The organism is Deinococcus aestuarii (assembly GCF_018863415.1).
Taxonomy (GTDB): Bacteria; Deinococcota; Deinococci; order Deinococcales; family Deinococcaceae; genus Deinococcus; species Deinococcus aestuarii.
In genome coordinates, this window is the sequence record NZ_JAHKSN010000005.1 from 58301 (window position 1) to 79776 (window position 21476).

General features: G+C 69.6%; 19 protein-coding genes. 11 read left to right on the plus strand and 8 right to left on the minus strand.

Features of this window, described 5'->3' with window-relative positions; genetic code table 11:
• Positions 1-452: 452 nt before the first annotated feature.
• Complete coding sequence (locus IC605_RS08915; protein ID WP_216322026.1) at positions 453-1673, minus strand: PucR family transcriptional regulator; 1221 nt, start codon at positions 1671-1673, stop codon at positions 453-455.
• A 160-nt stretch (positions 1674-1833) separates the two neighbouring features.
• On the opposite strand from IC605_RS08915, the gene hpaE reads away from it, so the two are divergent.
• From hpaE to hpaI, 8 genes are all read left to right on the plus strand, one after another.
• A complete protein-coding gene (gene hpaE, locus IC605_RS08920; RefSeq protein WP_216322029.1) occupies positions 1834-3390 on the plus strand; it encodes a 5-carboxymethyl-2-hydroxymuconate semialdehyde dehydrogenase in 1557 nt (518 codons plus the stop codon).
• Between the two features lie 2 nt (positions 3391-3392).
• A complete protein-coding gene (locus tag IC605_RS08925) occupies positions 3393-3764 on the plus strand; it encodes a VOC family protein (protein WP_216322033.1) in 372 nt (123 codons plus the stop codon).
• Between the two features lie 2 nt (positions 3765-3766).
• Positions 3767-5248, plus strand: coding sequence for a 4-hydroxyphenylacetate 3-monooxygenase, oxygenase component (gene hpaB / locus IC605_RS08930; RefSeq protein WP_216322036.1), 1482 nt, complete (start codon positions 3767-3769; stop codon positions 5246-5248).
• A gap of 9 nt (positions 5249-5257) precedes the next feature.
• Positions 5258-6223: a 3,4-dihydroxyphenylacetate 2,3-dioxygenase gene (gene hpaD / locus IC605_RS08935; RefSeq protein WP_216322051.1), complete on the plus strand. Its 966-nt coding sequence runs from the start codon at positions 5258-5260 to the stop codon at positions 6221-6223.
• A gap of 197 nt (positions 6224-6420) precedes the next feature.
• Positions 6421-7206: a fumarylacetoacetate hydrolase family protein gene (locus tag IC605_RS08940; protein ID WP_216322064.1), complete on the plus strand. Its 786-nt coding sequence runs from the start codon at positions 6421-6423 to the stop codon at positions 7204-7206.
• Positions 7207-7222: 16 nt separating this feature from the next.
• On the plus strand, positions 7223-7609 hold the full coding sequence (locus tag IC605_RS08945; RefSeq protein ID WP_216322067.1) for a 5-carboxymethyl-2-hydroxymuconate Delta-isomerase: 387 nt from the start codon (positions 7223-7225) through the stop codon (positions 7607-7609).
• Positions 7610-7632: 23 nt separating this feature from the next.
• Positions 7633-8439 (plus strand): 2-oxo-hept-4-ene-1,7-dioate hydratase, encoded by an 807-nt coding sequence (gene hpaH / locus IC605_RS08950; protein WP_216322071.1) that lies wholly within the window; start codon positions 7633-7635, stop codon positions 8437-8439.
• Positions 8436-9236, plus strand: a complete 801-nt coding sequence (hpaI, locus tag IC605_RS08955; RefSeq protein WP_216322074.1) for a 4-hydroxy-2-oxoheptanedioate aldolase — start codon at positions 8436-8438, stop codon at positions 9234-9236. Before hpaH ends, hpaI begins: the two co-directional genes overlap by 4 nt.
• A 403-nt stretch (positions 9237-9639) precedes the next feature.
• Here the strand turns inward: hpaI and IC605_RS08960 are convergent, their stop codons facing one another.
• From IC605_RS08960 to IC605_RS08980, 5 genes are all read right to left on the minus strand, one after another.
• Positions 9640-10974 carry a GH1 family beta-glucosidase gene (locus IC605_RS08960; protein WP_216322077.1) on the minus strand — a complete coding sequence of 445 codons (1335 nt, stop codon included), beginning with the start codon at positions 10972-10974 and terminating at the stop codon, positions 9640-9642.
• A gap of 162 nt (positions 10975-11136) precedes the next feature.
• On the minus strand, positions 11137-12021 hold the full coding sequence (locus tag IC605_RS08965; protein WP_216322080.1) for a carbohydrate ABC transporter permease: 885 nt from the start codon (positions 12019-12021) through the stop codon (positions 11137-11139).
• Positions 12018-12992, minus strand: a complete 975-nt coding sequence (locus tag IC605_RS08970; RefSeq protein WP_216322083.1) for a carbohydrate ABC transporter permease — start codon at positions 12990-12992, stop codon at positions 12018-12020. Before IC605_RS08970 ends, IC605_RS08965 begins: the two co-directional genes overlap by 4 nt.
• A gap of 95 nt (positions 12993-13087) precedes the next feature.
• The gene (locus IC605_RS08975; protein ID WP_216322086.1) at positions 13088-14341 is read right to left on the minus strand and encodes an ABC transporter substrate-binding protein; all 1254 of its coding nucleotides are present in this window, start codon (positions 14339-14341) and stop codon (positions 13088-13090) included.
• A gap of 451 nt (positions 14342-14792) precedes the next feature.
• The gene (locus IC605_RS08980; protein WP_216322089.1) at positions 14793-15824 is read right to left on the minus strand and encodes a LacI family DNA-binding transcriptional regulator; all 1032 of its coding nucleotides are present in this window, start codon (positions 15822-15824) and stop codon (positions 14793-14795) included.
• A gap of 509 nt (positions 15825-16333) precedes the next feature.
• On the opposite strand from IC605_RS08980, the gene IC605_RS08985 reads away from it, so the two are divergent.
• Genes IC605_RS08985 through IC605_RS08995 form a run of 3 tightly spaced genes read left to right on the plus strand, consistent with a single transcriptional unit; the run spans position 16334 to position 19399 of the window.
• A complete protein-coding gene (locus IC605_RS08985) occupies positions 16334-18544 on the plus strand; it encodes a heavy metal translocating P-type ATPase (RefSeq protein WP_246580619.1) in 2211 nt (736 codons plus the stop codon).
• Positions 18545-18584: 40 nt separating this feature from the next.
• Positions 18585-18986, plus strand: coding sequence for an ArsR/SmtB family transcription factor (locus IC605_RS08990; RefSeq protein WP_343216553.1), 402 nt, complete (start codon positions 18585-18587; stop codon positions 18984-18986).
• Positions 18983-19399 (plus strand): hypothetical protein, encoded by a 417-nt coding sequence (locus tag IC605_RS08995; RefSeq protein WP_216322095.1) that lies wholly within the window; start codon positions 18983-18985, stop codon positions 19397-19399. The genes IC605_RS08990 and IC605_RS08995 overlap by 4 nt, the downstream gene beginning before the upstream one ends.
• A 75-nt stretch (positions 19400-19474) precedes the next feature.
• Here the strand turns inward: IC605_RS08995 and IC605_RS09000 are convergent, their stop codons facing one another.
• A complete protein-coding gene (locus tag IC605_RS09000) occupies positions 19475-20704 on the minus strand; it encodes a hypothetical protein (protein ID WP_343216554.1) in 1230 nt (409 codons plus the stop codon).
• Between the two features lie 158 nt (positions 20705-20862).
• Positions 20863-21234: an SDR family NAD(P)-dependent oxidoreductase gene (locus IC605_RS09005; protein WP_216322441.1), complete on the minus strand. Its 372-nt coding sequence runs from the start codon at positions 21232-21234 to the stop codon at positions 20863-20865.
• Positions 21235-21476 lie beyond the last annotated feature (242 nt).

Genomic DNA, 21476 nt, shown 5'->3' on the forward strand with positions numbered 1-21476 from the left:
GGCGCCCGTGGCCCCGGGTAGGGCGGTGAGGCGGCGGTGATCACGAAGAACACGATTGGCCCGGCGCCGGGGAGTTTTTCCGAAGGCCTGCGCAATGCCCGCCCCTGCACCGCTCGCGGGATGAGGTGGGGGCGGGAGGGACCTGAACGGGGCGGCGCGCGAGGCGCCGAACTCAGTTGCGCCGACCCTGGCCGAGGGTATTCTCAGAGCCCTCTGGAGGGGAGGCCGGGGGCGCCGGGTGGCGGTTTCGGCGGTGGCCCTGGGGTCGGAGGCGGGCCCAACACGCCCTTGTGCCTGTCGGGCAACAGACGTGGTGTGAGCTTGTGAGGACGCGGGGAGACGTCGCGGGAACGGCGTGGGGCAGGTTCTGGCACCCGGGCGAAAGAGGAAAGGTTCACCGCGTCCTGTGTCCCCGCCGTGGAACGTCGTCCCCGCGCCCGGTCGCGTGACGCTCAGGCCGAACCGGGCGCCCGGCGTCCCTCCCGGGGGGCAGCGTGAAAGGCGAGGTACAGCCGGGCCACGAAGGCGGGCTCGGCCAGCTCACCCTCCAGCACCTCCTCGATGCGGCGCAGGCGGTAGCGCAGGGTGTTGACGTGCAGATTCAGGTTCCGGGCCAGCTCGGCCAGCGAGCCCCGGTGCGCGAGGTACTGCCGCAGGGTATCTTCCAGCTTCCCGCCCTCGTCCTCCGCCCGCATGCGCCCCCGCACCTGCTCGGAGAGGGCGTGCAGGGCCGGGCTGTCCAGCAGGGCCTGGAGTGGGTCAAGGCGCTGGAAGGAGACCAGGCCGCGCGGGGTCCGCACTTCGTCTAATGCCTGGAGAGCTTGCCGCAGCGCCGCCCTGACCTCGCCGTATCCGGGCTGCGGGCTGCTCACGCCCAGCCGCAGGTCCTCCTCCGTGGCGTTGAGGAGGGCCGTGTGCAGGCCCCGCGCCTCGCGTTCCGGGTCCTGGCTCGGCCACAGCCACAGGGCCTTGTCGCCCCGCACGGTGGTCAGGCAGCCCAGGTCCCGCCCGTGAAAGTACCCCTCGCCGACCGCGCAGAGCACGTCCAGCCGGTGGATGTGCGCCTCGCGGGCCCGCTCGGCGCGGGGCAGGACCCGGTCCAGACGCAGGGCGGCCAGGACGCAGGGACCGCCCTCCGGGGCGCCGGTCGTGTCCCCGGCGAGCAGCGCCTCGAACTGCCGCTCGCCCACCCGGCGGCGGGCCGCTCCAGCGGCGGCGGATTGCAGGCGGGCCAGCCGCGCGAGTTCGGCGACCAGCCGGAAGAGGGGGTGCCAGCCGGGGTCGGCCTCCAGGTGCAGGCTGCCGACGGGACGGCCCTCGTAGACCAGACGTTGCTCCATCCGAATCTCCCCCGGGGAGCCCCGCTGGGCCACGGTGTCTCCCCAGCTTGAGCGGATGGTCGCCTGCCCGCCCGTCACCGCCGCCAGCCACCCGGCGATGGCCCGTTCCGCCTGGGGCCCGTCCACCGCTGTCCTGACGTCCCCCAGCAACTCGACCACGGCGGGCAGGTGGGGGCGCAATTCCTGGGCCAGCAACCGCGCGTAGACCGGACGCCAGCGGGAGGCGGGGACACAGGCGAGGTGGGCCGCCGCGCCGTCGAAGGTGGGGAGGTCCTCGTCCGGCGTCACGGGTGCGAGACCCAGTTCCTCTCGCAGCGCGTTGAGCTTCACCATTGTCGGACTCTACAAAACAGTTTGTGGTTTCTGTGCATTCCGGTCTTGTGTGCGGAAGGCCGGGTTCGTACCTTACGGGGGCAAGGACAACTCACCCTGGCGGCCGTCAGCCATGCCCAACACTCCCACACGGTTCGCGCATTCTGTTCCCGGAGGTTTTATGACCGTATCCCTGCCCGTCCCCACGCACGAGGCGCTGCGGGAGCGTCTGAGGCAGCGCCCTCTCCAGCACTTCATCGGCGGGGGGTGGGTGGACGCCGCGGGCGGGGAGACGTTCGACGTTCACACGCCCACGGACAATAGCCTCCTGACCCGGGCGGCGAGCGGGGACGCGACCGACGTGGACCGCGCCGCCCAGGCCGCCTGGGACGCTTTCCCGGCCTGGCGGGCGATGAGCGGCAAGGCCCGCCGCAAAATCCTGTACCGCGTCGCGTCGCTGATCGAGGAGCGGGCCGAGGAGATCGCCCTGCTGGAGAGCATGGACACCGGGCAGCCCATCCGCTTCATGAAGTCCGCCGCCGTGCGCGCCGCTGAGAACTTCCGCTTCTTCGCGGACCGGGCGGAGGGGGCCCAAGACGGCCTGAGCCTCCCCGCCGAGGGCTTCCTCAATTACACGCTGCGCCAGCCCGTCGGCCCAGTCGGAATCATCACGCCCTGGAACACGCCCTTCATGCTCTCGACGTGGAAGATCGCCCCGGCCCTCGCCGCCGGATGCACGGTCGTCCACAAGCCCGCCGAGTGGAGCCCGGTTACCGCCACCCTCCTCGCCGAGATCATGCATGAGGCAGGCATTCCCAGCGGCGTGGTCAACCTCGTGCACGGCTTCGGGGAGACGACGGGCAGGGCGCTGACCGAGCACCCACACATCAAGGCCATCGCCTTCATCGGCGAGAGCAGCACGGGCAGCCTGATCCAGAAGCAGTGCGCGGACACCCTCAAGCGCGTCCACCTCGAACTCGGCGGGAAGAACCCGGTCGTGGTGTTCGCCGACGCTGACCTCGACCGCGCCCTCGACGCCGTGGTCTTCATGCTCTACAGCCTCAACGGGCAGCGTTGCACGAGTTCGAGCCGCCTGCTCGTGGAGCGATCCGTCCACGACGAGTTCGTCGCCAAGCTCGCCGAGCGTGTGGCGAACATCCGCGTGGGCGATCCCCTCGACCCGAAAACCGAGGTCGGCCCGCTGGTCCACCCCCGCCAGTTCGAGAAGGTCTGCTCGTACTTCGACATCGCGCGGCAGGACGGAGCGACGGTGGCGGTGGGCGGCGAGCGTATTGGGATGACCGGGAACTATGTGCAGCCCAGCCTTATCACGAACGCCCATTCACCCATGCGGGTCGCCCAGGAGGAAATCTTCGGGCCGGTCCTGACCGTCCTCGCCTTCGACACGGAGGAGGAGGCGCTGCACGTCGCCAATGACGTGAAGTACGGCCTCGCCGGGTACCTCTGGACGAACGACCTCACCCGGGCGCACACCTTCGCGCAGGGGCTGGACGTGGGGATGGTCTGGATCAACTCGGAGAACGTCCGCCACCTCCCGACCCCCTTCGGCGGCATGAAGGCGAGCGGCATCGGGCGGGACGGCGGGGACTACTCCTTCGACTTCTACATGGAGACGAAGAACATCGCCGTCAACCTGAACAGGCACCGGGCCGCCCGGCTGGGGGTGGGCGAGGGGCAGCCGGGGCGGGACGCGGCAGACAAGAGGCTGGCGGAGTAGGAATGACACCCGTTCTGGACCATGTGAGCTTCAAGGTGAGAAACGTCGCCGCAACCGGAGCCTTCTACGCCGCCCTCGGCGCCGAGGTGACTCCTTACAGTGGGGAACGCTTAGCAGTGACGTTCAGCGGTGGCACCCGTCTGATTTTTCAGGAGACGAGCACGCCCTTCTCCCCCGACGCCGTGGACTACCTGGGTCTGGAGTGTGCGGGCGATGCCGGAGTCGATGAGCTTTTCGCCCGCCTTGCCGCGTCCGGCGCCCAACTTCGGGATGTGCGCGCCGAGTTCGCGTCGGCCCCCGGCCCCTACGGCTTCTTTCTGCGCGACCCCGACGGCTATCTGGTGAAGGTCTTTCATTACCACGAGGAGACGTAATTATGGCTACAGCGACCGGACAGCAGTTCCTCGACCGCCTCCGCCAGAACCCCCCCAACCTCTACGTGGACGGCGCGCGGGTCGAGGACCCCACCACCCACCCCGCCACCCGCAACATCGCCCACTCCCTCGCCGGGCTGTACGACCTCCAGCACGACCCCCGCCTGCGCGACGTGCTGACCTACGAGGAGAACGGCGAGCGGTACGCGACCGCCTTCATGGTGCCGCGCACGAAGGACGACCTTCGGAAGATCGGCGAAGCGCACCGCATCCGCGCGAACTTCTCGCTAGGCACGCTGGGCCGCGCGCCGGACTACATGAACACGAACGTCATGGCCGCTGGGATGGCGAGCGACTACTTCGACCAGTGCGAGCACAGCGGGCCGAAGGGCTCGGGGCGCAACTTCAGCGAGAACATGCGCCGGTATTACGAGTACGTGCGCGACAACGACCTGTGCCTCACCCACGCGCTCACCAACCCGCAGGTCAACCGCAGCAAGCAGGCGTCCGAACTCCCCGATCCCTACATCGCTATGGGGATCGTCGAGGAAACGGAGGCGGGCGTGATCGTGCGCGGCGCCCGAATGCTCGCCACGCTGCCCATCGCCGACGAAATCCTGATCTTTCCCTCCACAGTGATCAAGGAGAACGGCGACAAGAGCCGCTACGCGATGGGCTTCGGCCTGCCGACCAACGCGCCCGGCCTGTACTTCCAGTGCCGCGAGCCCTTCGACCTGGGGCGGGACGTGGAGGATCACCCCTTATCGAGCCGATTCGACGAGCAGGACGCCTTCGTGATCTTCGACGACGTGCTCGTGCCCTGGGAGCGCGTGTTCCTGATGTACGACATGACGCTCGCCAACCAGGCGTATGCCCGGACGGACGCCGTGCTGCACATGGCTTATCAGGTGGTGAACCAGAAGGTCTCCAAGACCGAGGCGTTTCTGGGCATCGCGCAGAGCATCGTGGACACGGTAGGCAGCGGGCAGTTCCAGCACGTGCAGCAGAAGGTCAGCGAAATCATCATCACGCTGGAGATCATGAAGGCCCTTCAGGTGGCGGCGGTGGAAGGGGCAGAGTTGAACCAGTACGGCGTGATGACCCCGGCACGTGGACCGCTCGACGCTGCCCGCAACTACTACCCCAGCGTCTACCCGCGCCTGAACGAGATCATTCAGCTTCTCGGCGCCTCAGGAATCATCATGATGCCGGGCAAGGCCGACCGGGAGGGACCGCTCGGGCACTTCATCGAGAAGCACCTCCAGGCGACGAACGCGAGCGCGGAAGACCGCCTGAAACTGTTCCGCCTGGCCTGGGATCTGACGTTGAGTGCCTTCGGGGCGCGGCAGAACCTGTACGAGAAGCACTTCTTCGGTGATCCCATCCGCATGTACAGCGCCCTGTACGAGGTGTACGACAAGGGGCCGTACGTGGAGCGCATCCGGCAGTTCCTGCACCAGCCGCAGCCCATCGCCGCCGACTGAGGTTTCGCCATGCAACCGAACACCATCCGCATCGCCCACGGTGTCCTCTATGTCACCGACCTCATGCAGTCCCGGCGCTTCTACGTGGACCTGCTCGGCCTGAACGTCCTGCACGAGACCGAGGGCGCCCTGTACCTGCGCGCCAACGAGGACCGCGAGTGGACGCTGAAACTCGAACTCGCCCCCGAGGCGGGCGTCAAGCACCTCGCCTACCGGGTGGGCACGAACGACGACCTCGACGCCCTTGTGGAATTCCTCGACCGTCAGGGCATCCCCCACCGCTGGGAGATGGAGGTGGACCGCCCCCGCCTGCTGCGCTTCCAGGACCCCTACGGCATCCCCGTCGCCTTCTACGCGGAGTCAGTCAAGCACCCCTGGCTCCTCCAGGACTACCACCTGCACCGGGGTGCCGGATTGCAACGCATCGACCACATCAACGTGATGACGCCGGACGTGGAAGGCGTGATGCGCTGGTACATGGATCACTTGGGCTTCCGCCTGAGCGAGTACACCGAAGACGAGCACGGCAGAATCTGGGCCGCCTGGATTCAGCGCCGAGGGAGCGTGCACGACCTGGCGCTCACGAACGGCACGGGGCCAAGGCTGCACCACTTCGCCTACTGGATGCCCGACATGCAGAGCATCATCCGCGCGTGCGACATCCTCGCCGGGGCGCGAATGCCCGAGGCCATCGAGCGCGGGCCGGGGCGCCACGGCATCTCCAACGCCTTCTTCCTGTACATCCGTGACCCGGACGGGCACCGCATCGAGCTGTATACCAGCGACTACGTGACCGTGGACCCCGACTTCGAGCCGATCCGCTGGTCCCTGGACGACCCCCGGCGGCAGACCCTCTGGGGCGCCAGGACTCCCCGGAGCTGGTTCGAGGAGGGCTCGTTGCTGGAAGCGTTCGATGGCGGCTGGGTGACCCCGCAGGAGGGCGAGTTGCGGGGCCTCCCGGTGCATGTGATCTAGGGTGGGGGCGACCCCTCTGCTGCGCAGCTCTACGAGTCCGCCCCCTGACGGGGGCACCTCCCCTTAAAAGGGAGGCTTCTATGGGCGTTGCTCCCCATGTCGTGCGCTTCAGGCTCCCCTCCAAGGGGAGCTGTCCGCGCAGCGGACTGAGGGGTCACCCGCGACTCCACCACCTCCTCCCCCCGAAAGGCCCCACCATGAAAACCGCCCGTTTCCTCTCCCGCGGACGCCTGCACCAGGGCGCCTTGCAAGACGGCCTCCTCATCGACGTGGCGGGCGAAGGCCATCACCCCGACGACGTGCAATTCCTGCTGCCCGTCACGCCCGGCAAGGTCATCGCGCTCGCCCTGAACTACGCTGACCACGTGGCGGAACTGGGCTTCAAGCAGCCCGAGGAACCCGTGATGTTCCTCAAGCCGAACACCAGCCTGCTGCCTCATCGTGGGACGGTTGAATATCCCCGAGGCGCGCAGTTCATGCACTACGAGGTCGAACTCGGCATCGTTCTCGGACGCAATGCCCGACGGGTGAAGGCGAAGGATGCGGAGGACTACATCGGCGGGTACACCATCGCCAACGATCTGGTCGTGCGCGACTACGTCTCCAACTACTACCGCCCCCCCATGCGCGCGAAGGGCTGGGACACCTTCGGGCCCCTCGGCCCCTATCTCGTGAGCGCCGACGAGGTGCCCGACCCGTACAACCTGGGCTTGCGGGCCTACGTGAACGGCGAACTGCGGCAGGAGGGCTCCACCCGCGACATGATCCTCAAGGGCCCCGAGCTGATCGAGTTCATGTCCCGCTTCATGACGCTGGAGGCCGGGGACGTGATCCTGACCGGCACCCCCAAGGGCGTCTCGCACGTCCACCCGGGCGACGTGATGCGCATGGAGATCGACGGGTTAGGCGCCCTGGAAAACGACGTGCAGCTGGAGGACGAGAGCGCCGAGCCCCTCATCGCCCAGGAAGGCGTGCGACAGTAACTCCCGGAGGTCTCCCTTGCCGCACGTCATCATCGAATACACCGACAACCTCACGGGCGAGACGGACATTCCCGCGCTGCTGGAGGGCATTCACGGGGTGCTGATCGGGCACGCGGACGTGTTCCCGGTCGGCGGCATCCGCTCGCGCGCCCTCGCCCTGCACGACTACCGGGTCGCGGACGGGCGGGAGGACGACGCCTTCGTGCACGTCACCCTCAAGATCGGCGCGGGCCGCAGCGACGAGGTGAAGAAGACAGTCGGCGACGAGCTGTTCGAGGTCGTCAAAGCGCACTTCGCGGACCTGTTCGCCCAGCGTTACCTCGCCCTCTCGATGGAACTTCAGGAGTTCAGCGAGGCGGGCACGTACAAACACAACAACATCCACGCGCGGTTCAGGAAGTGACGCGGGAGGATTGAAGAGGCCGAATGTTGACCGACACCCAACTCCAAGACGCCGCCGCCCGCCTGAATGAGGCCGAGAAGACCCGGCAGCAGATCAGGCAGTTCTCCCTGGACTACCCGGATATCACCATCGAAGACGCCTACCGCATTCAGCGCACCTGGGTGGACCTGAAACTGAGCGAGGGCCGCACCCTCTACGGCCACAAGATTGGCCTCACCTCCCGCGCGATGCAGATGTCCTCGAACATCGCCGAGCCCGATTACGGCGCCCTGCTCGACGACATGGTGTTCCCGGAGGGCTCCGAGATTCCCACCTCGCGCTTCATTGTCCCGAAGGTGGAGGTCGAACTCGCCTTCCTGCTGGAACGGGACCTGAGCGGGCCGAACTGCACGATCTTCGACGTGCTTCAGGCGTCCAGCTACGTGGTGCCCGCCATCGAGATCATCGACGCGCGCATCGAACGCATCGACCGGGAGAGCGGTGTGACCCGCAAGGTGTTCGACACCATCAGCGACAACGCGGCGAACGCGGGCATCATCCTGGGTGGTCGGCCCGTGCGCCCTCACGACGTGGACCTGCGCTGGGTCGGCGCGCTGCTGTACCGGAACGGCGTGATCGAGGAGACAGGTGTGGCGGCAGGCGTTCTGAACCACCCGGCGACCGGCGTGTCGTGGCTGGCGAACAAACTCCACCCGCACGGCGTGACGCTAAAAGCAGGGCAGGTCATCCTGGCGGGGTCCTTCACCCGGCCCGTGGACGCGCGGCCCGGCGACACCTTTCACGCGGACTACGGCCCCCTGGGCGGCGTGGCCTTCCGGTTCGCCCCATGAGCGAGATTGCCAACCTTTTCAAACAGGCCCTGCGTGCCCGTGAACTTCAGGTGGGCCTGTGGCTCGCCCTCGCCGATCCCTATTGCGCGGAGGTGTGCGCGGGGGCGGGCTTCGACTGGCTGCTGATCGACGGCGAGCACGCGCCCAACGATGTGCGCAGCACCCTGGCCCAGCTCCAGGCTCTCGCCGCCTCCCCGGTGGCACCCATCGTCCGCCCGCCCGTCGGGGACACGCACCTCATCAAGCAGTACCTCGACCTCGGCGTGCAGACCCTGCTCGTCCCGATGGTGGAGACGGCGGAGCAGGCCCGCGCGCTCGTGGCGGCGACCCGCTACCCGCCCCGGGGCGTGCGGGGTGTCGGAAGTGCCCTGGCCCGCGCCTCACGCTGGAACCGCGTCCCGGAATACGTACACCGCGCGGACGACGAGATTTGCCTGCTCGTGCAGGTCGAGTCCCGGCGCGGCCTGGAAAACCTGGAGGAGATCGCCGCCGTGGAGGGGGTGGAGGGCGTGTTCATCGGGCCCGCCGACCTCAGCGCCAGCCTGGGACACCTGGGCAACCCCGGGCATCCGGAGGTCCAGGGCGCTATCGAGCAGGCCATCGCCGCCATTGTCGCCTCCGGCAAGGCCGCCGGGATTTTGTCGAGCGACGAGGCGCAGGCTCAGGGCTACATCCGCCTGGGCTGTACCTTCGTGGCGGTCGGGGTAGACGTGAGCCTGCTCGCCCGCGCGACCGCAGACCTCGCGGCGCGCTTTGGCCGGGGGAGCCGGACCCCCGGGTCGGGGGGGGTGTATTGAAAGACGGCAGGTGTCAATGACATCACGCGCTTCACGGGGCGGGGCGCGAAAGGCTCCTCTTCGACTTCAAGCCCGCCGAGGAGGCCAGTCTTATCACCCTGCATGTCACCTGGCCTCCTCGACGTCGTGCCCGGCCCCGGTGCCGTCATCCCCTCGTCGCCAAACTCAGCCACACCGGGGGCAGGGTCGTCGGATGACGGAGACGCTCAAGCCCCTCACGCTGGAATTGGGCAGCAAGGCGCCGCGGTCGTGCCGGAGGACGCCGACTTCGGGCAGACGATCCCGGTGCGGGCAAGGGACCTCTTCGCCAACGCCGAGGTCGTGTGGCGTGCGGGTGAGGGCAGGGGGCCCGTCCGCACCCTGGAGACGGCACGGTCTGCCGGGGTGGGCAACGGAACGGGCCTCAACGGAGGAACTGGCGATACCAGCGGGCACTGTCCTTGAGGGTGCGTTCCTGCGTCGGGTAGTCCACGTACACCAGCCCGAAGCGCTTCCCGTACCCGAAGGCCCACTCGAAGTTGTCCATCAGGGACCACGCGAAGTAGCCGCGCACGTCCACGCCCGCGTCCAGCGCGTCCAGGAGAGCCATAAGGTGGGTCTGAAGGTACGCCACCCGCTGGGGGTCATGGACCTGCCCCCCTGACCGCTCGTCCGCGAAGGCCGCGCCGTTCTCCGTGATGACGACGGGCGGCAGCTTCGGGTAGTCCGCCCTCAGCCGAGTCAGCAGATCGGTGAGCCCCAGCGGGTAGATTTCCCAGCCCATGTCGGTGACCGGGGCTCCAGCGGGCACCCCGCCGCCCGAGGCGCCCACCACGCCGCGTGAGTAGTAGTTGACGCCCAGGAAGTCGAGCGGCGCCGCGATGAGATCCAGGTCGCCCTCCCGCACGTCGGGCACGTCCGGGCCGCACGCCTCCCACACGTCCCGCGGGTACTCGCCGCGCAGCAGGGGATCGAGGAACCAGCGGTTGAGCCGCCCGTCCGCCAGCCGCGCGGCGGCCACGTCTTCGGGTCGGTCGCTCGCACTCACCTGCGGTCCCAGGTTCAAGACGATCCCCGCCTGGGCGCCGGGAGCGTGGCGCCGCACCTCCGGCAGCGCGAGTGCGTGGCCCAGCAGCAGCCCGTGCGCGGCGGCGAGGGCGAGTCTGCGGTCCCTGAGTCCGGGCGCGTGGTGCCCGATCTCGTAGCTGAGGATGGAGGAGCACCACGGCTCGTTGAGGGTGGCGTAGCTCCGCACCCGGTCGCCCAGCCGCGCGGCGACGGCGGCGCCGTACTCGGCGAAGAGGTAAGCGGTATCTCGGTTCGCCCACCCACCCGCGTCCTGAAGCGGCTGGGGCAGGTCCCAGTGGTAGAGCGTGACGTGTGGCTGGACGTTCCGGGCGAGCAGCCCGTCGGTCAGGCGCTCGTAGAAGTCGAGCCCGGCGGCGTTCATCGGCCCGCTCCCGGACGGCTGCACCCTCGGCCAGGCCACGCTGAAGCGGTAGGCGTCCACCCCCAGCGAGGCGATCAGGTCGAGGTCGGCCTCCCAGCGGTGGTAATGGTCGCAGGCGACCGAGCCGTCGCTCCCGTCCGCGATCCGTCCCGGCTGGGCACAGAAGGTGTCCCAGATGGAGGGGCCGCGCCCGTCCTCATTCGCAGCCCCCTCGATCTGGTAGGAGGACGTGGCGACGCCGAAGGTGAAGCCCGCGGGGAAATCGGTGCGGCGAAGGGTGTCGGGGGTGGGTCGGGCGGTCTGGGTCATAGGAACCTCTGAAGTACGGGGCAAAAGGAGCTGTTTTTTTACCCCTCCCCCTTGAGGGGGGAGGCCGGGACTCGGAGAGCTGCGGAGCAGAGGGGGTGAGCAGGCCGGGCATCCCAGAACAACGGACGCCCAACTCCCTGCTTCACAAGGCGAACAACGCCTTCACCCCTTCGTCGACCCCGCCGTCAGCCCCTCGATAAGCTGGCGCGAGGCGAGCGCGAAGAGGATCAGCAGCGGCACGACCGTCAGGGCCACACCGCACATCAAAGCACCCCAGTCGGTGTTGGCGATGCCTTGCAGGGTCCGCAGGGCGAGCGGCGCGGTATACGTCTCCGACGAGCGGAAGATGATCAGCGGCCCCAGGAAGCCGTTCCACGACTGCACGAAGGTCACCAGCCCCAGGGTCGCCATCGCCGGGCCGGTCAGCGGTACGATGACCTTGCGGAAGATGCCGAACTCGGTCGCCCCGTCGATGCGCGCGGCCTCCACGAGTTCACGCGGGATGCTGGAGCCGATGTACTGCCGCATCAGGAAGATGCCAAAGGCACTCGCCATGCCGGGCACCCACAGCGCGCGTGGCTGGTCGATCCACCCCAGCGCCTGCATGATCAGCGCGAAGGGCACGATGTTGAGCGTGGAGGGAATCAGCAGCGTGGCGAGCAGCAGCCCGAACAGCGTCTCCCGCCCCTTGAAGGAGTACATGGCGAAGGCGTACCCGGCCAGCGTGCAGAAAAAGAGCGTGGTCGCCGTCGTCAGCACCGCCAGGTACAGGCTGTTCCAGAGGTTGCGCCAGAAGGGCATCCGCTCCATCAGGCTGCGATAGTTCTCGTCCAGGTTGTTCCCGAACCAAGTGGGGGGCGGGAGCTGGAAAATCTCGGTGCGCGTGTGCGTGGCGAACACGAACATGAAGTAGAAGGGCGCAATGGTCAGCACCGCCCCGACCAGAATCAGCAGGTACGCGCCGAGGCGGGAGAGGGGCGGCAGGTGGCCTCCGGACCGGGTGGACGGCTGCGTGCCGGGCAGGTCGGTCGCTTTGACGCTGGTCATCTCTCGTCCCTCCCCGCCAGGCCGCTGCGCCCGAAGAGGCGGTTGTTCACCAGGGTCAGCGCCCCGATGACGAGGAAGAGCAGCCACGACATCGCCGCCGCGACCCCGGCGTCCGAGTAGCTCGCGTAGGTGCGGTACATGTACATGATCGTCGTCAGCCCCGCCTGCCCCGCGCCGCCCGTGCCGTTGGTCAGGATGAACGGCTCCTCGAACAGTTGCAGGCCGCCGATCAGGCTCAGCGTCACCGCCACGAACATGATCGGGCGCAGCAGGGGGAGGGTGATGTACCGGAACTGCTGCCCGCCGGTCGCGCCGTCCACCGCCGCCGCCTCGTACAGCTCCCTGGGGATGGCCTGGAGGCCGGAGAGGTACAGGAGCATGTTCCAGCCCGTGTACCGCCAGATCACCACGAGCGCGACGGCGGGCTGCACGTACTCCTTCTGCCCCAGCCAGTTGATCCTGTCCGCCGGGAAGAGGCCGCCGATCAGGGGAAGCCCGTGCAGCGCGCTCAACGCCGCGTTGATCACCCCGTACTGCCAACTGAACAGCGTGAAGAAGATGACCGAGATCGCCACGATGGACGTGATGTACGGCAGGAAATACACGGCGGTGACGAGGTGCTGCATCCGCCGCAGCACGCCCGCCACCGCGAAGGCGAGCGGAATGGCGATCAGGTGTTGTGGCAATCCGGACAGCACGGCCAGGACCGCCGTATTCTTCAGCGACTGCCAGAAGGTCGGGTCGGTCAGGTTGTCGGTGTAGTTGCGGAAGCCGACGAACTTCATCTCCCCCAGGCCCGAGCCTGGCTGCCACTGCTGGAACGACAGGTAGGCGTTGAAGAGGATCGGGAAGAGGCCGAAGATGAAAAACAGGATGAAAAACGGGCTGATGAAGATGTAGGGCGCGTACCGGCGCTGGAAGTCGGTCCAGCCGCCGCGCCGCGCCGCGGGAGTGGGTTTGCTTGCCAGCATCCTGACCTCACGGCTGTGTTCTCTCAAGGGAGAGGCCGGGCACGGCAGGGGCGTCAGCGCACCCGCTCCGTCCCCGGCCACTCGGGGCCCCCGTCTTACCGGGCGCGGCGGGTGATCAGCGTCTGCGCCTCACGCAGGGCCGTGGGGATATCCTTGCTGCCGTCCAGCACCGTGTTCAGCGCGTCGTTGACGATCTGCTCGGCCACCGGGTCGAGGCGGTTCACGTCGAGCGGCTGAATCTTGAGCGCGGCCTGGCGCCACTGGATGCGGGCCTTCTGGCCGCCGAGGTACGGCACGCCCTCGTTGAAGACGGGATCGCTCGCGGCGGCGCGCAGGGCCGGGAAGGCGCCCGTCGTCTTGAACGCCAGGACCTGCTGCGCCGGGTTGGTCGTCAGGTACTTGATGAGGGCCCAGGCTTCGGCCTTGTTCTGGCTCTGCTGCGGGATGGCGTAGAAGGACCCGCCCCAACTGGCGAAGGTGTTGCCGGGGAGGTTCTGCGCCGCCCACTTGCCGCTGTAGTCCTTCGCCAGCCAGTTCTGCATGTGCCCGACGAGCCACGCGCCGCTGAACTCGGTGGCGAGGTTGCCCTTCTGGAAAGCCGTCGTCCAGTCGGGGGAGAAGGCCCCGCCTGCACGCGCGTCCAGCTTGGCGTCCCGAATCTGCTTGGCGACCGTGAAGGCACGGACGAAGCGGGGGTTCTCCGGGCCGACGAGCACCTTGCCCGACTTGTCGAAGTACAGCCCCTCGCCCGCCCCCAGCCCGGTGCGGAGGATGATCTGGGCGGCCTCGCCCGCGTCGGGGATCAGGAAGCTGCCGGGGTTGGCGGCGACCACCTTCTTGCCCGCCGCGATGTAGCTCTCCCAGCTCCGGTTCAGGTCGGTGGGGCGCACGCCCGCCTTCCTCAGCATGTCGCTGCGGTAGAACATCGAGCCCGGGCCGATGTCGGTGGGCATGGCGACCATGCGGCCGTCGGGGGCCATCGCCTGCGGGTAGGTGTAGGCCACGAACTGTGAGCGGTACTGCCCGGCGTTGTACGGCGCCCCCCGAAGATCGACCAGCCCGTTCCCCTCCGCGAACCGGCCGATATACCCGAAATCCACCGCCACCACGTCGGCGGCCCCCTTGCCCGTCGAGAGGGCGGTCGTCAGCGCCGTGTGGTGGTCGGCGTAGGCGAGCGAGTTGATCTTCACGTCGACATTCGGGTAGAGCTTCTTGAAGCCCGGCAGCGCCGCCTTGATCACGCTGTCAAGGTCGGGAAACGCCGCGACCGTGATGGTCTTCGTCTGGGCGGCGGCCATTCCCAGGGTGCTGGCGGTCAGGGCGAGGGTCAGGGTGAGCAGGGAACGCATGGCTGGGCCTCCTGGGAGCGGAACACGTCGAGAGACGGCAGAGTCGCCCTCCCACATCCACGGGAGTGGCGAGGTGATCCCCAGCGGGGGAGGTCACTCCGGGCTGATTTGATTCCGCTTGACGGTACTGTAGGCACTTTTGAAAGCGCTTGTCAAGAAGTTCTGGAGGAGGGGTGCCCCCGCTGCGCCGGAATCCGGCAGAAACAGACGGCTTCTCGTTGATCAGACGGGGCATCCGCTTTCAAGGCCCCGACTGGAAAAGAGCTTTCAGCCCCTCAGAGCGTGTTCGAAAAGTGCGGCAGTGCCGCTCATATCCACAATTTCGACGGTCTGTTTGCCCCTCCCCATTGTGGGGGAGGCCGGGACTGGTACAGCTCCGCAGGAAAGGGGGAAACGCAACCGCCCTCCCAACGCGCTTCACTCCCCATCGAGGGGCTTTTCAACCCCGCTCTCAGGGCGCGCGGCGCGGGGCGACGGACTCGCGCAGGCGCAGTTCCAACCGCGGCTGGAAGGGCTCGATCTCCTGACCGGTGAGACGGGTGACCACGAAGCGGGCCAGCCACTCGCCCATCTCGGCCATCGGCTGCCGGACGGAGGTGAGGGGCGGGGTGGTGTAGGCCGAGCCGGGCAGGTCGTCGAAGCCCACCAGCGACATGTCCTCGGGCACGCGCAGGCCCATGCGGTAGAGCGCCAGCCGCGCGCCGTAGGCCATCTGGTCGTTCGCGCTGAAGATGGCCGTCATGTCGGGGTGCCGGGCGACGAGTTGCTGGGTGCCGATCAGTCCCGAGGGCTCGTGGAAGTCGCCCTGGACCACCAGGCCGGGCTCGAAGGGCAGGCCCCGCTCCTCCAGCGCCTGACGGTAGCCCGCCAGACGGTCCCGGGCGTCCACGTGGTCCTGCGGTCCCATCAGGTGTCCGATCCGGCGGTGGCCCCGGTCGAGCAGGTAGGTCACCACGTCAGAGGCCGCCCGCCGATTGTCGAGCGCGAGGCTGACGCTGCCCGGGACCGCGAGGTCGAGCTGGCGGCCCAGCACGGCCACGGGAAGTCGCCGGGCGAGGTGACGGAGTTCTTCCTCCGGGAGGCGCCCGCCCAGCACGATCAGGGCCTCGACCCGGCGGCTCAGGAAGAGTTCCAGGGCATGTTCCTCATCCCTCGTCCGCCAGTGGCCGCTGATGATCAGGGGCGAGTACCCGCTGTCCATCAGGCCGCTCTCGATGCCGCCGAGGGCGTCCCCGTAAAAGGGGCTGGCGACGTCCTGGGTCAGCACCCCGACGCTCGCCGACGCCCCGGTCGCCAGGCTGCGGGCGAAGACGTTCGGCCTGTAGCCCAGCCGGTCGATGGCCGATCTCACCTGGGTGACCTTTTCCGATCTCACCCTGGCCGTGCCGTTGAGGATGCGGGAAACGGTGCTGGGAGAGACTCCCGCCTCCCGCGCTACCTCCTCCAGGGTAACCGGGTGGCGCGGCGTGACGTCTTGGGACATGACGCCAGTGTATGTGAAAGCCCTTGCAAATACGGGGGGTCGGGGAGTGGGGACCGCGCAATTCCTGAGACCGGCACGGGCACCGGCTGACTCAACCTGACCCCGATGGACCCCGCCCCGGAAAATGCCGAATCCGTCTCTTCTGGAGACCTCAACCTGCGGAAAGGTCAGTGGCGCTCCCCCTTCGCCCGACCCTGCCCTGTCCGCACACGTCGCCTGCACGGGCTCACCACCCTCCGGCCCAGTCGCCTTCAACTCGCCTTGCCCGAGAACTGGCAGGCCCTTCACGCTCGGGACCCTGGCCGTGAAGGCCTACCGAGACCGGTAGGGGCGGTCGCTGACCACCTCCACGGCCCAGCAGCCCGGAACACGCGCGGCTCCGCCCCGCCCCTGGGCTCGGCCGTCCCCGGGACCCCCTCCGCGCTCCGACCAGCCCGGCAGGGGAGCGCCTCCGCAGGAGCCTCTGTCTCGCCTCGACATATGAGCAGACACTCAGGTATACTCGGGACATGAGTGCGCCCCGGGCCCAACTCGAATACTTCGTGGACGGGATGGACTGCGCGAGCTGCGTGCAGAAGGTGGAGCGAATGGTCGCCACGCTGCCGGGCACGGCCGAGGTGAAGACCAGCTTCGCCCGGCAGACCCTGACCCTGGACCTCGACGAGGCACAGACTGAGCGGGCGACCCTGGAGCGCAACCTCCAGTCCCTCGGCTATACGCCCTCCCTGTTGAACCCGCCCGCGGCCCCAGCGGCGCAGGCCGCCCCGGGGGTGGACGCCCACGCCGGGCACGTCCACGGGGCCCCGAGGCCCGGCCAGCCCTGGTACGCCACCGGGCAGGGCAGGCTGGTCGTGACCTCGGGCGCGCTGCTCGCCCTGGCCTGGCTGTTCGGCTTCATGGAGCCCGGGTTCGCCACCTTCGGGTACGTCGCCGCGACGCTGCTGGGGGTCTGGCCGCTCGCCAAAAAGGCCTACGCGAGCGTCCGCCTCGGGGACCCCTTCTCCATCAACCTGCTCGTCAGCCTCGCGGCCATCGGCGCGGTGCTGATCGGGGAGGCCGCCGAGGGCGCCGTCGTCGTGTTCTTCTTCGCGGTCGGGGAGCTGCTGGAGGGAATCGCCGCCGGGCGGGCGCGGGCGGGCATTCGGGCACTCGCCGCGCTGGCGCCCAGGACCGCCCTGCTCGTGGAGGGCGGCCAGACCCGCGAGGTGCCCGCCGACTCGCTCGCCGTCGGGCAGACCGTGCAGGTCAACCCGGGCGCCCGCGTCCCCGCCGACGGGACCATCCTCTCGGGCACCTCCAGCCTCGACGACAGCCCGGTGACGGGCGAGAGCGTCCCGGTCGTGAAGGGCGCCGGCCACACGGTCTACGCGGGCAGCATCAACCAGGGCGGCGTGCTGACCGTGCGGGTGGACCGGGCCGCCCGCGACAACACCATCGCCCGCATCGTCCACCTCGTCGAGGAGGCGGAGGGCAGCCGGGCGCCGACCGCCCGGTTCATCGACCGCTTCAGCCGCTTTTACACCCCCGGGGTGGTGGCCGTCTCGGCGCTGGTCGCCCTCGTTCCCCCGCTGCTCTTCGGTGCGGCCTGGTCTCCCTGGCTCTACAAGGGCCTCGCCCTGCTGCTGATCGGCTGTCCCTGCGCGCTGGTGCTCAGCGTGCCCGCCGCCATCACGAGCGGCATCAGCGCCGGGACCCGGCGGGGCCTGCTGATCAAGGGCGGCGCGGCCCTGGAGAGCATCGGGAGCGTGAAGACGGTCGCTTTCGACAAGACCGGGACCCTGACGGCCGGAACGCCGCGCGTGACCGACGTGGTGGGCCGGGACCGGAACGAGGTGCTGCGCCTCGCCGCCGCCGTGGAGTCGGGCAGCAGCCACCCGCTCGCCAGGGCGATCACCGACGCCGCGAGGGGGTCGAACCTCACCCTGCCTCCGGCGACGGACGCCCAGGCCCTCCCCGGCAGGGCCGTGACCGCGACGGTGGAGGGCCGGTCCCTCAGCGTCTCCTCGCCCCGGCACGCCGCCACCGTGACGACCCTGCCCGCCGACCTCCGGGCCGCGATTCGGGACTTCGAGGAAGAGGGCCGCACCGCCGTGGTGCTGCTCGACGGCGCGGCGCCGCTGGGCGTCATCGCCCTGCGCGACGAGCCCCGCCCCGATGCCCGGGAGGCCGTCGCGCAGCTTCGCCGCCTCGGCGTGAACCCGGTGATGCTGACCGGCGACAACGCCCGCACCGGCCGGGCCATCGCGGACGACCTCGGCCTGGACGTGCGGGCGGAGTTGCTGCCGGAGGACAAGCTGCGCCTCGTGGCGGAGCTGAGGGCGCGCGGCGGGGTGGCGATGGTCGGGGACGGAATCAACGACGCCCCGGCCCTGGCGCGGTCGGACGTGGGCATCGCGATGGGCGGCGGCACCGACGTGGCCCTGGAGACCGCCGACGCGGCCCTGCTGGGGGGGCGCGTGACGGGCGTGGCCGACCTCGTGCGGCTGTCGCGGGCCACCCTGCAAACCATCCGGTGGAACGTCGCCTTCGCCCTGGGCCTCAAGCTGATCTTCCTGGTCACCACCCTGCTCGGCTCCACCAACCTCTGGATGGCGATTCTCGCCGACACCGGCGCGACCGCCCTCGTCACGGCCAACGCCCTGCGCCTGCTGCGCTGGAAGGGCGAGGGTGGCCCCCGCTCCTCCCCCCCGGTCGGTCGGCCCGTTCCCCAACATGGCTGAGCACGGCCACGGCGAAAACGTCCGCGCCGGAGGTAACGCGGTGACGGTGCGCCCCGCTGCCCCGCGCTCTGGTCGGGAAACGAGCACCGCCTCCCAGGACGACGGGTGTGAGGTCACCTGCGTCCACCCGGGGGCGGTCGCCCGCGTCCGCACCGCCCTGCCGGGCGCGCAGTGCGTGGAAGACGCCACCACCCTGCTCAAGGTCGTCGCCGACCCCACCCGCTTCCGCATCCTCAGCGCGCTCAACGTCGAGGAGCTGTGTGTGTGCGACCTCGCGGCGGTGGTGGGCATCAGCGAGAGTGCGGTCAGCCACCAGCTCCGGCTGCTCCGCGCCCACCGGCTGGTGACCTTCCGCAAGGAGGGGCGCGTCGCCTATTACCGCCTGCTCGACGCGCACATCACGGGGTTGATCGGCGGGGCGATGGACCACGTGCGCGAATGAGACCCGGGTTCGCCGTCGTGGCGGGGGCGCTGGTGGGGCTCCTCGGCCTGGGGGGGTGGCTCACGGTCGAGCGTCGCTGGCAGGGTGACCTCTACTGTATCGGGCGCCCCGGCACCCTCTGGAACGGGCTCGCTCCCCTGCCGGGAGGGCTGACCCCGGAGTGCCCCACCTACAGCCGGACCTACCGGGCCGAGGTGCGGCGCGGAGAGAGCCGCATCGAGCAGTACCGCCTGCCCGGCTGGCAGCCCCGGGCGCTGCTCGACCCCTTCCGGCGAGCGGGCTACCGGCAACTCACCGACGACGCCCTGCCCGGCAGCTACTCGGCCTTCCTGAACCGGGAGGGCGACCTCTTGCAGTACCACGCCACCCGCGAAGGGAACACCACCCTCATCGCCATCAGCGGCCAGCCGTGATCGGGACGGCGGCGCGGGGGGGAGGCCGCGCGCAGGTGCAACCGGTGCGCCCGGAGCGGCCCTCCCCGGGCCCCCTCACTCGTCGTGGGGCGGGGGCTGGTCGGGGTCGCAGTAGTCGATGGCGGCGCCCGTCTGGAAGGTGCCGACCACGACCTCCCGTTTGAAGGGATACCCGATGCGCACGCCCTCCGCCGCCCGCTCGAAGGTGAAGCGCTGGCCTTTGCGAATGGGCGTGTCCCCGATCACCAGCGGCCGGGTCGCCTCGTAGATCGCGCAATACGGCGTGCAGAAGAAAAAGCCCAGGGGCTGGCCCTGCGGGGTTGTCGCCACCCGCGCGCCGCCCGTCTCGACCGCCCGGCGAATTTCGTCCCACACGGCCACGCTCGCCGCCGGGTCGGGGTCGAGCGCCCACATCTCGTCGATCACCCGCCGGGCGTTGGGGTCCCCCCGCAAGGAGCGCACGCTGCCCGAATCGGTCATCGCCCAGGGATCGAAGCCCGGTTCGCCCGGCAGGGGCGTGCGCCGGAAGGGGCCCTTGCCCCTGGCCGGCCCGGTCGTGGCGGCGCGCGGTTCCTCGACGAGCAGCGCGGGATAGCTGACGAGTTGCCCCACCCGGTAGAGCTCCTCGATGGCCCCTTTCGCCTGCTCCTCGATTCGCTCGTGCAGGGCCGGCGAGGCGCCGGGGCGGTACATCCCCGACACGTAGGTCGCCCTGGACAGCGCCCCCGCGAACTGGCCGCGCAGCCGGGCCAGCCCCGCGGCGTCCCCCTCGGGCGTCGCCTGTTCGAGGTGGTGCATGGCGGCCTCGGCGTGCAGCCGCATGGCGTCCAGGGCCGCGATCATCGCGTCGAGGTGCGGCCTGGGGCAGGGCTCGACCGGCGACCAGTCCGGCAGCCGGGCGGGCAGGGTCCCGGCGGGCAGCTCGAACGCCGGGTCGTGCCCGGCCTGGCTCGCGTAGCCCAGCCAGCGCCCCACCTCGGTGTAGTAGCCCTGCACCTGGTCGAAGGTCACGGGCGGCACGAAGCCCACGGTGTCCGGGTCGGCCGTTTCGTCGGCCTCCAACATCTTGTCCCCGAGCGTCTGGAGGGCGAAGGCGTTCCAGGCGCAGGCGAGCTCCAAACCGACGTGACGCTTGACGCGAAAGGGGCTCGTGCCGCTGAGGGTGAGGTCGAGGCGGCGGCGTTCGGCGGCGTCGAGCAGGGGGTGTACCTGCGCGCCCGCCCGGCGGTAGGCGTACAGCGTCTCGGCGTCCCGCTCGCCGCGGGTGAAGGCCCGCACCCGTGTCCAGACTCTTGGAGTGTCCACTGCTGCACGATACGGCGCCGGGGATGACGGCGTTCCCCCAGATGTGCGGCCCAGGCGACCCGGCCCGGAAGGAAGTCGCGCCCCTCGGCGGTGTCCTGTCCACCCACCACGCCCGCGCCGATGCGGCCTTCCGGGGCGGAAGGAGTCCCCAGCCCCACTCACCGCGGAGCCATGCGGATCGCCCCGTCCAGCCGGATGGTCTCGCCGTCGAGCCTGGCGCTGGCGAGGATGTGCCCCACCGGCATCGGCGTCCCGAACAGGCCGGGCGCGACCGTGACGACCCGGATGCCGCTGCGCGCGGGGTCACGGGCCATCGGGCGCGTCATGCCCGCGACCCCGCCCCTGCTCGCCGAGGACGCCGCCTGGCCGATCTGCCCGTCGAAGGCCGCCACCGGGGCGGTGTTCACGGTCACACCCCGTTCGCCGTCCCCGTTGGGGGTATCGTCCAGCATGGCCTGAGCCGCGGGCCGGATGACGTTGAAGGGGCCGGTCGGGTCGACCCTGATCGCGCTCGAACAGCTCCGGGGGATGCGGGCCGAGCTTGCCCGCCGTCACGGCGGCACCCATCCGAAGTCTGGTCCGGCCGGTCAACTCTCTTTCCACGGTGTTCGCCGATCCCTCGACCCTGCCCGCCTGGGCCCGCCTGGCTGGGGGTCATGGTCACCCGGAAGCCGCTCCGGGCCACGGCGGCGACCCGGGCCCCACCTCACGCCACCCGGCTGGCCCTGCTCCGGCCGGTCCTGATCACCGCCGTCACCCGGACGTTCCGCCT